The organism is Ensifer adhaerens (assembly GCF_028993555.1).
GTDB classification, from domain to species: Bacteria; Pseudomonadota; Alphaproteobacteria; order Rhizobiales; family Rhizobiaceae; genus Ensifer; species Ensifer adhaerens_I.
The window spans coordinates 358,149-370,756 of sequence record NZ_CP118610.1 but is presented as its reverse complement, the minus strand read 5'-3'; the positions used below and the strand labels follow the sequence as shown (position 1 = coordinate 370,756).

11 protein-coding genes are annotated in these 12,608 nt (G+C 62.1%); 7 read left to right on the top strand and 4 right to left on the bottom strand.

Translation table 11 applies throughout. The annotated features are described in order from the left end of the window. Positions 1-57: 57 nt before the first annotated feature. Together PWG15_RS01720 and PWG15_RS01715 are read left to right on the top strand one after the other, a co-directional pair. Positions 58-297, top strand: coding sequence for an SMc00767 family acetate metabolism repressor (locus tag PWG15_RS01720; RefSeq protein ID WP_034800815.1), 240 nt, complete (start codon positions 58-60; stop codon positions 295-297). 280 nt (positions 298-577) lie between these two features. Next, on the top strand, positions 578-1,687 hold the full coding sequence (locus tag PWG15_RS01715) for a helix-turn-helix transcriptional regulator (protein ID WP_275022778.1): 1,110 nt from the start codon (positions 578-580) through the stop codon (positions 1,685-1,687). Positions 1,688-1,757: 70 nt separating this feature from the next. Here PWG15_RS01715 and PWG15_RS01710 read toward each other — a convergent pair whose 3' ends face one another. Next, positions 1,758-2,627, bottom strand: a complete 870-nt coding sequence (locus PWG15_RS01710; RefSeq protein WP_275022777.1) for a LysR family transcriptional regulator — start codon at positions 2,625-2,627, stop codon at positions 1,758-1,760. A gap of 88 nt (positions 2,628-2,715) precedes the next feature. Here PWG15_RS01710 and PWG15_RS01705 point away from each other — a divergent pair, with 88 nt between their 5' ends. Next, a complete protein-coding gene (locus PWG15_RS01705; protein WP_275022776.1) occupies positions 2,716-2,919 on the top strand; it encodes a hypothetical protein in 204 nt (67 codons plus the stop codon). A gap of 96 nt (positions 2,920-3,015) precedes the next feature. Here PWG15_RS01705 and PWG15_RS01700 read toward each other — a convergent pair whose 3' ends face one another. The 3 genes from PWG15_RS01700 to PWG15_RS01690 form a co-directional block, all read right to left on the bottom strand. Further along, entirely contained in the window at positions 3,016-5,538 is a 2,523-nt protein-coding gene (locus tag PWG15_RS01700) for a methyl-accepting chemotaxis protein (RefSeq protein WP_275022775.1), read from the bottom strand. Positions 5,539-5,891: 353 nt separating this feature from the next. Next, positions 5,892-6,038 (bottom strand): hypothetical protein, encoded by a 147-nt coding sequence (locus PWG15_RS01695; RefSeq protein ID WP_275022774.1) that lies wholly within the window; start codon positions 6,036-6,038, stop codon positions 5,892-5,894. A gap of 234 nt (positions 6,039-6,272) precedes the next feature. Then, positions 6,273-7,457, bottom strand: a complete 1,185-nt coding sequence (locus PWG15_RS01690) for a BaiN/RdsA family NAD(P)/FAD-dependent oxidoreductase (RefSeq protein WP_275022773.1) — start codon at positions 7,455-7,457, stop codon at positions 6,273-6,275. A 124-nt stretch (positions 7,458-7,581) separates the two neighbouring features. Between PWG15_RS01690 and PWG15_RS01685 the strand changes: the two genes are divergently transcribed. The 4 genes from PWG15_RS01685 (at position 7,582) to pgl (ending at position 12,600) form a co-directional block, all read left to right on the top strand. Further along, a complete protein-coding gene (locus PWG15_RS01685) occupies positions 7,582-9,018 on the top strand; it encodes a glutamine synthetase family protein (RefSeq protein ID WP_275022772.1) in 1,437 nt (478 codons plus the stop codon). A gap of 15 nt (positions 9,019-9,033) precedes the next feature. Next, positions 9,034-10,320 carry an NAD(P)/FAD-dependent oxidoreductase gene (locus PWG15_RS01680; RefSeq protein WP_275022771.1) on the top strand — a complete coding sequence of 429 codons (1,287 nt, stop codon included), beginning with the start codon at positions 9,034-9,036 and terminating at the stop codon, positions 10,318-10,320. A 97-nt stretch (positions 10,321-10,417) separates the two neighbouring features. Next, entirely contained in the window at positions 10,418-11,893 is a 1,476-nt protein-coding gene (gene zwf, locus PWG15_RS01675; RefSeq protein WP_113536391.1) for a glucose-6-phosphate dehydrogenase, read from the top strand. Between the two features lie 8 nt (positions 11,894-11,901). After that, entirely contained in the window at positions 11,902-12,600 is a 699-nt protein-coding gene (pgl, locus tag PWG15_RS01670; protein WP_275022770.1) for a 6-phosphogluconolactonase, read from the top strand. The last annotated feature ends 8 nt before the right edge of the window (positions 12,601-12,608 follow it).

Here is a 12,608-nt window from a genome sequence, read left to right as displayed (position 1 = left end):
CCCTGCCCGCCGCGCTCCCCGAACAACTCAGAACCTCGAACCTCAAGGAGAAGTCCAATGACAGTCCAGACACGCGTCAAGGAACGGGCCGAGGAACAGTCTTCGGCGATGACCCCGGACCAACAGGCAGCGATCCGCATGGTCGCCAACGACCTGCACCGCCTCAACCAGTCCGTCATGAAGGCCGTCGATGCCGGCGTATCGGTCGAGCTCGTCCGCTCGGCCCGCCATCACGGTGGTGAAGGCAACTGGGGCGACCTTCTGATCCCGGTCATCGTGACCCAGGGCAGGCCATGACACTCGTTGCGATGACGCTTGCGGTGAGTTTGCTCTCGTTAGCTTCATTTCAGCCACTGGCCGCAATGAGAGTATCGATAGCAATTTCAAGTTGAATACCACACCTATCGCGGCGAAGATACAACGTTGCACGAGATCGGGATGGCCGGCGGGAATGCCGGCCATTCGGCGTTGCGACACCGAATCGTGAAACAACCTCTGCCTTGAGCTGCCATTTCAAGTTGATCAATCGGCTTACAGCGGGTTATATTAGCCTAGCCTATCTTAGGTAGGGGCACGCATGTATCGATCGACGAAAGCTGCCGATACGACCGAATTGACGGAGTTGATCTACGGCGCCGCCTTTGGCGACTGCAGCTGGCAGGACTTTCTCGACCGGCTGACGACGACGATGCCCGACGGGCGCTCCGCGCTCCATTACCACGATCTCACATCGCCAGCGGCATGCGTACCCTATGTCTCCGGCTTTACCCCTGATGCCATCGACCAATTCAACAACCACTTCGCGGCGATCAATCCGTGGATACCGAAATCGGTGCTCGTGCCGGTGGGGCGCGGGCTCTCCGGCGAGCACATCGTCTCCCGCGCGGACCTCATCAAGTCGGAATTCTACAATGACTGGCTGAAGGGCCAGACCGGTTGCGAGACCACCGTGGGCGTAACCATCGTGCGCAGCCCGACCCGCACGCTACTGGTATCGACCTGCACGTCGTCGACGGACGAAGATCTCAACCAGCAGGCGGCCGATCAGTACACCCTTCTTGCCCCCCATCTTAAGCGCGCCTTCGACTTCCTGCGGCGTCGCGACCTGATGATGGCCGAACAACATGAAGGCCGGACCTTGCTCGATACGATCGGCGTCGGTGTCATCTATGTCGGCGACAACCTTCGCATCCGCTCGATGAACGACAACGCCGAACGAATGGCGGCGAAGGGCTCTCCGTTTCGCGTTACGATCAACGGGCGCCTGTTCATGGATGAGCCTGAGACCAATGCGACGCTGGGGCTTCTGGCCTCACCGCTCGGTGCCCCGGCGCAACCGCAGGTTCGCGTCGTCAGGACAGCAGAGGACGGTGCCTTTCGGATCACGCTGGTTCGGCGAAGCGCCAGTATCTTCACCGAGCTTCTCGATGGGCCGACCGTCGCGGTGCTGATCGAGCCGGCGACCTCACTCGTTCGCGATCAACGCCTCGACCACCTGAAAGACAGCTACGGCCTTACGCCGGCCGAAATCCGCATCGCCTCCGGCGTCGCCGCAGGCCTGACGCTGAAGGAGATGTCGCATGCCAATGGCGTCAGCTATGAGACGATCCGTACGCAGCTGAAAAGCATCTATGCCAAGACCCGGGTCAACTCGCAGGCTGCCCTCGTCAAGCTCCTGATGCATTGAGCAAAGCGCCGTCGTGCAACTTTGCACTCCTGCAGCCGTCGGCAGGAACTTGATTTTGCTCCACCTACGCTCAGCCGCGACGCGGCCTTTTTCCGGCAAAGACGTCCGCATGGCTGCGCAAAAGCCTCGTCATCCGGTCGACTACGGTGCGGATTTCCCTTCGGTGCCTGTCCTCGTTGTTCATCACGATCCACTGCCGGTGCCGAAGCGCAGGGATCTCCTCGCCGGCCCGTTCCAGCAACGGATCGAGATCGCCGACGAAACAGGGAAGAACGGCACACCCGGCGCCGGCACGGGCGAGGTCCAGAAGCGAACGCGGCCGTGTAATCGTCGCGACGATCCTGCCCTCTGCCTGCTGATGGGGCCAGCGAAGATAGGCCGAGATCGCCTCCTCTTCCCCCACGGCTACCCACCGGCTGTTGGCAGCTGCCGGCGCGTTCTTCTGGCGATAGGCTGCGTAGGCGACGTCACCAACCAGGCTGGCCGCCAGATAGGCTTCCTCGGGTTCGAAAGCGCGGATGCCGATGTCGGTCTCGCGATAGGCAAGGCTGGCGCGCGTCTCGCCGACCGTTATCGCCAGGCTGAAACCATCCCTCTCGCTGCAGAGCGCCGGGAAATTTTCGGCAAGCAGCCAGGCATTCCAGGTGCCGGCGGTGATGCGGACAGTCGCGCCTTCCCCCTCGCGCCGCCAGCTCTCGACCCGGCGCGCCGCCGCTTCCATCTCCTGAAGCTGTTCGAAAAGAAGCTCGCCATCGCCGGTGAGCTGGTAGCCGGTCTGGCTGCGCAGGAACAGCGCCCGGCCCGTCCGCTCCTCGAGCTCCAGCATCCGCCGTCCGACTGTAGCAGGGCTCGAACCGAGCGCCTGTGCGGCGCCGGTCAGGCCGCCGGTGCGCGCCACGCTCATGAAACAGCGGTAAATATCCCAATCTAGGTTTTTCATTTCTGAAAAACATAGGCCGACATTCTGTGTATGTAAAACTGCTTTTGCTGCATAAAGGAGATGATGCCCACCAATGAGGAGCATCACTATGGAAATGATGGCAATGGTCTATATCGCCGACATGGCCCTGAAGAACCGGCGTTGGGACGCAGATTTCGATCCGAAGCCGCCGGGATATCTTCGCCGCCTTTTCAACGCCCTGACCGTCCGAATTGCCGAGCGGCGCACAAGACACCTTGGCGCTGAAAAAAAGAGCACCGCGGAGCCCTGCGGCCACGCGGTGCAATGTTAGCCCCTGCCCTTGTTATATCGCACGGCGATACCGGTTTGCCGTGCCTTCGCCGGATGGCGGAACGTCCGCCATCAGCGAATTCGATAGCCCGACGCCTCAGGCGGCGCGGTAATTGTAGTCGTCTGCCTCCGGCTCCAGCCGGAACTGCTCGACAAGCATCATCAACGTGTCCGCCTGGTGCGCGAGCGACCGGCTCGTCGCCGTCGCCTCCTCGACCATGGAAGCGTTCTGCTGCGTCATCTGGTCCATCTGGTTGACCGAGCCGTTGACCTCGTTCAAGGCGACGGCCTGGTCGCGGCTTGCGGTCGCGATCATCTCGACATGCTGGCTGACGGTGACGATCTGCGCGCTGATCGATGCCAGCACTTCGCCCGTCTCCTTGACCAGGTGCGAACCGGCATTGACCTCGTTCGTCGACTTGTTGATGAGACCCTTGATCTCGCGCGCAGCCTCTGCCGACCGCTGCGCCAATTCACGCACTTCCTGGGCGACTACGGCAAAGCCCTTGCCCGCTTCCCCTGCGCGCGCCGCCTCGATGCCGGCATTCAGCGCCAACAGGTTCGTCTGAAAGGCGATATCGTCGATCACCTCGATGATCTGCTCGATCTGGCGCGAGGCCTCCTCGATGCGTCCCATGGCCGCTATCGCGTTGGTAACGACGGTCGCCGAGCTGTCGGCGCTGCGCTTCGTCTGGATCACGGCATGGTTGGCTTCGCCGGCACGCTCGGCCGAGGAGCGAACCGTCACGGTGATCTGGTCGACGGCGGCGGCGGTTTCTTCAAGCGATGCCGCCTGGGCCTCCGTCCGCTTCGAGAGCGAGTCGGCGGCATGGTGCATGCTGGAGCCGCTTTCCTGGATCGCCTGCGCATTGGCCCGGATCTGCGAGAGCGTGTCCTGCAGGCGGATCAGCGAGCCGTTGAAGTCTTCGCGCAACTGTTCAAGACGACCGTGGAACGGAACCTCGATCTGGCGCGAGAGGTCGCCCTGCGCGAGACGGCCGAGGCCGGCGGCAAGCTCGGTGACGGCCAGATCGATCTGACGGTCGAGTTCGCGCTTTTCGTGATCGTTGCGGCTGCGCTCGATTTCGGCGCGGGTCCGCTGTTCTTCGCTCTCGGCCTCGATGCGCACCTTGGAAAGCGCGTTCTCCTTGAAGACGCCGAGCGCGCGCGCCATGTCACCGATCTCGTCGCGACGAGCATCGCCGTCGATCGCCGTGTCGAGACGGCCATCGGCGAGGCGACGCATGGCAGCGGTGATCTGACCGATCGGCTTCTTCAGCGTCAGCGTCAACGCAATGCCGGCGAGCAGCGCGATGACGACGCCGGCGACGGTCGCCGCCACCGAGATCTGGTTTGCCTCCTGGCGTTCCGTTCCGGCAGCCACCTTCTGCTGTTCCGCAAAGCCGGTAAGGTCGCCCCAGATCTGATCGATCGATTGGCCGGCAGCGTCGAAGTCGCTGGTCCGCTTGACGGTGATTTCGACGAGCGCTGCGGCATCCTTCTTCATCGACGTCAGGATCGGCATCAGCGTATCGGCAATCTTGTCGAAGGACGCGCCGTCGCTGGCAACGCCACGCAGCGTCGCCATGTTCTGTTGAACGGCAAGCGACTTGTCGAGCAGCTTCTGGCGGTTCTCTTCGTTCGTCTGGCCCATGAAGGTGGCGGCAGAAATCTGGATGTCCGTGATCGAAGCCGCGAGCCGGCGGGTGGCAGTCAACACCGATTCCGTCGTGACGATCTGCTCGTCGAGTTCGGCGAAGATACGCGTCGCGTCACGCATCTTGCCGACCGACGCCGCCTCAAGGCGGAAGCTCGCGGTGCGGAAGCGGTCGACATACTTGGAAATACCGGCAAGCGTCTCCGGGCCGGCCGGCGCCTTCAGCAGCGAACCGATCTCGCTCGAGGCCGACGTGATCGTTTCGGCAAGCGACTTCTCATCCTTCGGCAGCAGGCGGAAGATATCGCGCTCGGTGCGGCCGATCATCGGGAAGCGTTCCTTGACCGCTTTCAGCTTGTCGTCGACGGTGATCGCCTTGCTGACCTCGGTGCCGAACTCGTTGAAGAAGCGGCTGGCGCGCATCAGCTTTTCGGCTTCGCGCAGCATGGTCTTGGCGGCGTTCTCGTTTTTCCGCACGGCATATTGCAGCCGGTTCGATTCCTCGTTGATCTTGGAGCGCTCGATCAGCAGCGCATCGAGGTTCGCAGCCATCGCCGTGCGCAGTTCCTGTTCGCCGACATGCAGCTTCCAGAGACCGTCGATGCGCGCCTCGATGTCGTTCGTCGCGGCGATTGCAGCCGTCAGTTCGTCCTGGCCGCTCTGGCCGGCGACCTGTGCGGCCGTCGCCGCAAGCACGTCCTTCTGGGTCGAAATTTTCGACTGGACGGCTTGCCTGGTTTCCTCGGTCGTCGAATGCAGGAAGGCGTTCATGCCCGCATAGACATCCTTGAAGCCGCTCAATGTCTGCAGCACGCTGTTGGAGATCTCCATGCGGCCCTGAAGCAGGCCGGATGCATAGAGGCCGGTGATACCGACGGCACAGATGCTGACGACGAAAGGCAGGATGAAAAAGAGCACCTTCGTCTGGATCTTGAAACGGGCAAGAATTCTATCAATGAACATTGAAAACACCTTGGCTCGCAGCTCGCATTCGCCTCCCCCGGCAGCTCGAGACGTCTCCGCCTTCAACGACAGGGCGTGAAGGCGCGAGCGATCGAGAGCCACCCGATGCGCAAACAGGCTGATGTTTTTCGGAAAATCATACGGCGCACGCCGCAAGTCCGTCGGCAATCATTGCGGATTCGCGTCCACCCCCAGGCAACGCGAACCTGACGAAACTCACATCGTCGTACTATCTGTTTTGAACGATTAAAATTTATATAAGCGCGTTTCACCTACGGCAGAAAATCCGAAGGGGCGCGGGGGCGCTTCACCTGCGCCCAAGGAACCGGCCGTCTCGGGCCGGTCGCCTGAGATCAGAACCAAAGAGCCGGAAGGGCTGCAAGTGCGGCTACGGCGAAGAAAGCGATCAGGGCGAGGCGCGTGAGCGCGGCCTTCTGCTGACGGCTTTCATCGGTGCGGGCGATCGCGATGGCGCGGGGACGGCGGCGTGGTTGGTTCATGGCATCCTGTCCTTGTCACATTCACCGGCAAACATCGGCCCGGATGAACCGGCTTGCCAGTCACATTATATTGCAGCCATGCCGTGGCGGAGGAAAGTCAAAAAAATGGAAACAGTGTTATTTCCGTTTATGTGACAATCCGATCTCACCAACCGCCGGCTGTGCCGACGATAAACAAGGTTCGATCAGACCCGTTAACAATCGCTGAAGCGCGCGCCACCAAAAGCGGGGAGATCAGGCATCTTGCCCGGCAGCAAAGCCCGATGCCCAGGCCCATTGGAAATTGTAGCCGCCGAGCCAGCCGGTCACATCGACGCATTCGCCGATGAAATACAGCCCCGGCACCGCCTTTGCCTGCATCGTCTTGGAATCAAGCCCATTGGTATCGACGCCGCCGAGCGTGACTTCCGCGGTACGATAACCCTCGGAGCCGGCGGGCTTGATCGTCCAGGCCTGGATCGATGCCGCAAGCTGATTGAGCGTCTTGTCCGAGAGGTCAGCCAGCTGACGGCTAGTGAGCTTCGCGCCATCGGCGAAAAACTGTGCGAGCCGGCGTGGCAGGATATCGCCAAGCGCCGTCTGCACCGCCTGCTTGCCGTGGGTGCGGCGGATCTCCTTGAGGATCGCGGCGATGTCGATATCGGGCATCAGCCTGAGCTCGATCTCCTGCCCCTCGCGCCAATAGGATGAGATCTGCAGGATCGCCGGGCCGCTGAGCCCACGATGGGTGATCAGCACCGCCTCGCGAAAGGCCGCTTTGCCGATCCGGGCTTCGGCATCGGCAGCAACCCCCGCCAATTCGCCGATCGTTTCGAGCTGGGCCGGATCGAGGGTCAGCGGCACGAGACCAGGCCGCGTTTCAACGATGCCAAGGCCGAACTGCTCGGCGATCCGGTAGGCGAGCCCGGTCGCGCCCATTTTCGGGATCGACTTGCCGCCGCTGGCTATGACGAGCGACTGCGCATCGATAGGCCCCTCGCCGGTCATGACGCGGAAGCCCGCGCCGTGGCGCTCAACGCTCTCGATCGTTGTCTCCAGCCGCAACTCGGCATGCACCTCGCGCATGTCGGCAAGCAGTATCCTGATGATGTCCTTGGCCGAATGGTCGCAGAAGAGCTGGCCGAGCGTTTTTTCATGCCAGGCGATGCCATGCTTTTCGACCAGCGCAAGGAAATCACGCGGCGTGTAGCGGGCCAGTGCCGACTTGCAGAAATGGGGGTTGGCCGAAAGGAAATTCTTCGGCCCCGCATGGATGTTGGTGAAATTGCAGCGGCCACCGCCCGAGATGCGGATCTTCTCGCCGGGTGCCTTGGCATGGTCGAGCACAGCCACGCGGCGGCCGCGCTTGCCCGCTTCGATGGCGCACATCATGCCCGCGGCACCGGCGCCGATGATGACCACATCCTTCTTTTCAGCCACGAAACACCCCAGCTCTTTTGTCTTTCCTTCCCGGTGGCAAAGAAGAAAGTCAATGACCAAGGCCATCTAGCCAATTGCCAATCTGTGGTTATGATGCGTCATCCGAAGCCAAAACCGGTGATTTATGCCCTCAAAGAGAAGTGCTGCCCAACAAACAACGAAAATCAGCAAAACTTCGAAAATACCCCCCGCCCTGCACTCCCTTCGCGGTGTGAAGACCTGGAAGGAAGCCACGGACTGGCTCAAGATCCGCGGCATCGAAGACGTCGAGTGCATCACGCCAGACCTTGCCGGCGTGCCGCGCGGCAAGATGATGCCGACCTCGAAATTCACGTCCAACACCTCGCTGGCCCTGCCCTCGGCTGTCTACCGGCACACGATCTCCGGCGAGTATCCTGATGAAACCGGGCAGTTCCGGTACGATTCGCGCGACAGCGACATCAAGCTCGTGCCCGATCTCTCGACCCTTTCCGTCGTGCCCTGGGAGACCGACCCGACGGCGCAGGTGATCTGCGACATCGTCGGTTCGCAGGGCGAGCAGATCAGCTACACGCCGCGCAACGTCCTGAAGCGCGTGGTCGACCTCTACAAGCAAAAAGGTTGGAAGCCGGTCGTTGCGCCCGAGATCGAATTCTACCTCGTCGCCACCAATGACGATCCCGACTATCCCCTGCATCCGCCGAAAGGCCGCTCCGGTCGCTCGATCCTCGGCGGCCAGGGTTATTCGATTGCCGGCATCAACGAGTTCGACGAACTGATCGACGACATCTACCACTTCTCCGAGAAGCAGGGCCTCGAGATCGACACGCTGATCCACGAGGAGGGTCCGGCGCAGCTCGAGATCAACCTTCGCCACGGCGATCCGATAGAGCTTGCCGATCAGGTGTTCCTGTTCAAGCGCACCATCCGCGAGGCGGCGCTGAAGCACGGCATCTATGCCACCTTCATGGCAAAGCCCATGCAGGGCCAGCCCGGTTCGGCGATGCACATCCACCAGTCGGTGGTCGAAATCAACACCGGCCGGAACCTGTTTTCGAACCCGGATGGATCGGCATCGAAGGAGTTCTTCCACTTCATCGGCGGCATGCAGCACTACGTGCCGCGCACGCTGGTCATGATGGCGCCCTATGTGAACTCCTTCCGCCGGCTGACGCCCGACATGTCGGCGCCGGTCAACACCGCATGGGGTTACGACAACCGCACGACCGCCTTCCGCATCCCGGTGTCGGAGCCGGTCGCCCGGCGTATCGAGAACCGACTGCCGAGCTCGGACGCCAATCCCTACCTGGCGCTCGCGGCCTCGCTTGCCTGCGGTTATCTCGGCATCATCGAACAGCGCGAGCCGACGGCACCGACCGAGGACACGGCCAACGAGGGCGAGATCGACCTGCCGCGCGGCCTGCTCGAAGCGGTCGCCCTGCTGGAATCGGCACCGTCGCTTGCAGACGTGCTAAGCCCTGAGTTCATCGCAATCTATGCCGGCGTCAAACGCGGCGAGTTCGAGACCTTCATGCAGGTCATCAGTCCATGGGAACGCGAATTCCTGCTTCTCAACGTCTGACCTCAGAGGTTCTCCATGCCCTGGCAAAGCCCGATCTCACCCGGTTTCTCCTGGTATGAGGCAACAGTTCCAGACCGACCGGAGTATCCCGCCATGCCGGGATCGCGCAAAGCCAATATCGCGATCGTCGGCGGCGGCTACACGGGGCTGCAAGCCGCCTGGAACCTCGCGAAGCAAGGCGTTGACGTCACCTTGATCGATGCCTGCCGCTTCGGCGACGGTGCGTCTGGCCGCAATGGCGGCCAGTTCGGCACCGGACAGCGGGCCTGGGCGGACGAGACGGAGGAAAGTCTCGGCCATGAGCGGGCGCAGGCGCTCTTCGACATGGCCGAGAATGCCAAGCGCTATGTGCTCGACTTCGCAAGCGCGCACGAAATCGACATCGAATTCGTGCCCGGCCAGCTCTCGGTTGGCCACAAGAAGAGCCTCGAAAAGGACTATCGCGACCATGCGGAAGCGATGGCGACACGCTTCGGCTATCCGCATCTCTCCTTCATGGAGCGCGAGGAAACCGCAAGCCGGCTCGGATCGAACCACTACCATTTCGGCATCCGCGATGCCGGCACCGGCCATATCCATCCGATGAAGCTTCTGGTGGGCCTTGCGAAGCAGGCGGCACTCGCCGGGGCCAACCTCTTCGAACAGACGAAAGCCCTGAAGATCAATCGCCAAGGCGGCGCGATCGTCATCACCACCGACCGTGGCACGATCACTGCCGATCGCGTGCTCGTCGCCTGCAACGCCTATATCGGCAACCTCGAGCCGGTGAGCGCCAGCCACGTCATGCCGATCCGATCCTTCATCGGCGCGACGACGGTGCTCTCCGACCACCCAAACGTCATTCCCGGCGGCGAATCGGTCGACGATTCACGCTTCGTCGTGCGCTACTTCCGCAAGTCGCGGGACGGACGGCTGCTCTTCGGCGGCCGTGAGGCCTATACCGCCGACAACCCGCTGGATATCTCGACCCATATCCGCCGGCAGATCAGCGAGATCTATCCGGAACTCGCCAATATCGAGATCACCCATGCCTGGGGCGGCTCCGTCGGCATCACCATGCCGCGCACGCCCTTCTGTCGCGAGGTCATGCCCGGCGTCACGTCGATCGGCGGCTATTCCGGCCATGGCGTGATGCTTTCCAACTATTGCGGCAAGCTCTATGCCGACCTGGCGCTCGGCAAGGATACCGAGCTCGATCTCTTGAAAGCCCTGAAAATCCCGGCTTTTCCCGGTGGTACGCGGTTCCGCTCCGCCCTTCTCTTCCTCGCGCTAAGCTGGTACGCATTACGCGACAGGTTCTAAAGAAACGCTCGCGGCGGCATTTTATTGCGCCGCACCCTAGCGCGTTTAAATCGATTAGATTATATGTGTCCGTGACCTGAACAGATCGAGATATCCCATGAGCAGCCAGATCATTCCCGTCGAACCATTTGACTATGTGGTGTTCGGGGGCACCGGCGATCTTGCGGAGCGCAAGCTGTTGCCGGCGCTCTATCACCGGCAACTGGAAGGCCAGATCACCGAGCCGACCCGCATCATCGGTGCGTCGCGTGCGGCACTCAGCCATGAGGACTATCGCAAGTTCGCCGTCGACGCGCTGAAGGAACATCTGAAGGCGGACGAGTACAAGGAAGAGGAAGTCGCGAAGTTCGCTGCGCGCCTGTTCTACGTTTCGGTCGATGCCAAGTCGGACCAGGGTTGGGACGCGCTGAAGAAGATCCTCGAAGAGGGCAAGGAGCGCATCCGTGCCTTCTATCTCGCCGTCGGCCCGGCGATCTTCGGCGACATTTCCGAGCGCATCCGCGATCACAAGCTGATCACCAAGAACACCCGCATCGTCGTCGAAAAGCCGATCGGCCGTGACCTCGCCTCGGCGACCGAGCTCAACGACACGATCGGCAAGGTCTTCCGCGAAGAACAGATCTTCCGTATCGACCACTATCTCGGCAAGGAAACGGTGCAGAACCTGATGGCGCTGCGCTTTGCCAATGCGCTCTACGAGCCGCTGTGGAATTCCGCCCATATCGACCATGTGCAGATCACCGTGTCGGAGGCCGTCGGCCTCGAAAACCGCGCCGGCTACTACGACAAGGCCGGTGCGCTGCGCGACATGGTGCAGAACCACATCCTCCAGCTCGTCTGCTTCGTCGCCATGGAAGCGCCGACCTCGATGGACGCGGAAGCGGTTCGCGACGAAAAGCTCAAGGTTCTGCGCGCGCTGAAACCGATCACTTCATCGAACGTCGAACAGGTGACTGTGCGCGGCCAGTACCGCGCCGGTGCTTCCGCCGGCGGCCCGGTCAAGGGCTACCTTGAAGAGCTCGAAGGCGGCGTTTCGAACACCGAGACCTTCGTGGCGATTAAGGCGGAAGTCAGCAACTGGCGCTGGGCCGGCGTGCCCTTCTACATCCGCACCGGCAAGCGCCTCGCCGGCCGAATGTCGGAAATCGTCATCACCTTCAAGCAGATCCCGCACTCGATCTTCGACAACAATGCCGGCCGTATCTCCGCCAACCAGTTGGTCATCCGCCTGCAGCCGAATGAAGGCGTGAAGCAGTCGCTGATGATCAAGGATCCTGGTCCTGGCGGCATGCGGCTGCGCAACGTTTCGCTCGACATGAGCTTTGCCGAGGCGTTTGCCGTGCGCAATGCCGACGCCTATGAGCGGCTGCTCTTCGACGTTGTCCGCAACAACCAGACGCTGTTCGTGCGCCGCGACGAGGTCGAGGCCGCATGGAAGTGGGTCGACCCGATCCTGAAGGCCTGGGAGGAGACCGGGCAACAGGTCCAGGGCTATACCGCCGGCACCTGGGGTCCGAGCCAGTCGATCGCGCTGATCGAGCGCGACGGCCGCACCTGGAACGACGCGATATAGGTGCGACCATGACGACAGAGCTTCATACATTCGAAAACGGTGCGGCATTGGCGGAAGGCCTGGCTGACGCCGTAAGCAGCGCACTTTCTGCCGGCATTGCGGCACGCGGTTCGGCGAGCATCGCAGTCTCCGGCGGCTCGACGCCCAAGGCGTTCTTCCAGGCGCTTTCCAAGAAGGACATCGCTTGGGACAAGGTAACCGTGACGCTGGTCGACGAACGTTTCGTGCCGCCGGAAAGCGACCGTTCCAACCATGGCCTGGTTGCCGCCAACCTGCTTCAGGGCAAGGCGGCGGCGGCAAAATTCCTCCCGCTTTATCATGCCGCCCCCTCGGCCGAGGCTGCGGCTGAGATCGCAAGCCGGGAAACCGCCGCCATCGGCGCGCCGTTCGATGTGGCGATCCTTGGCATGGGAACGGACGGGCATACGGCATCGTTCTTCCCAGGCGGGTCTGAGCTTGCGCGCGCCATCGATCCGGCAACGCCGCGCGGCGTCATCACCATGGAAGCAGAAGGCGCCGGCGAGACCCGGCTGACGCTTACCTTCGCCAGCCTGCAGGATGCGCGGCTTCTGGTGCTGCACATCGAGGGCGAAGGCAAGAAGACGGTTCTCGCCAAGGCTGAAGAGGCCGGCGACGAGAAGGACATGCCGATCCGCGCGATGCTGCGCCGCGCCGCTTCACCGGTGCAGATTTACTGGGCGCCGTAGCAAGTTGC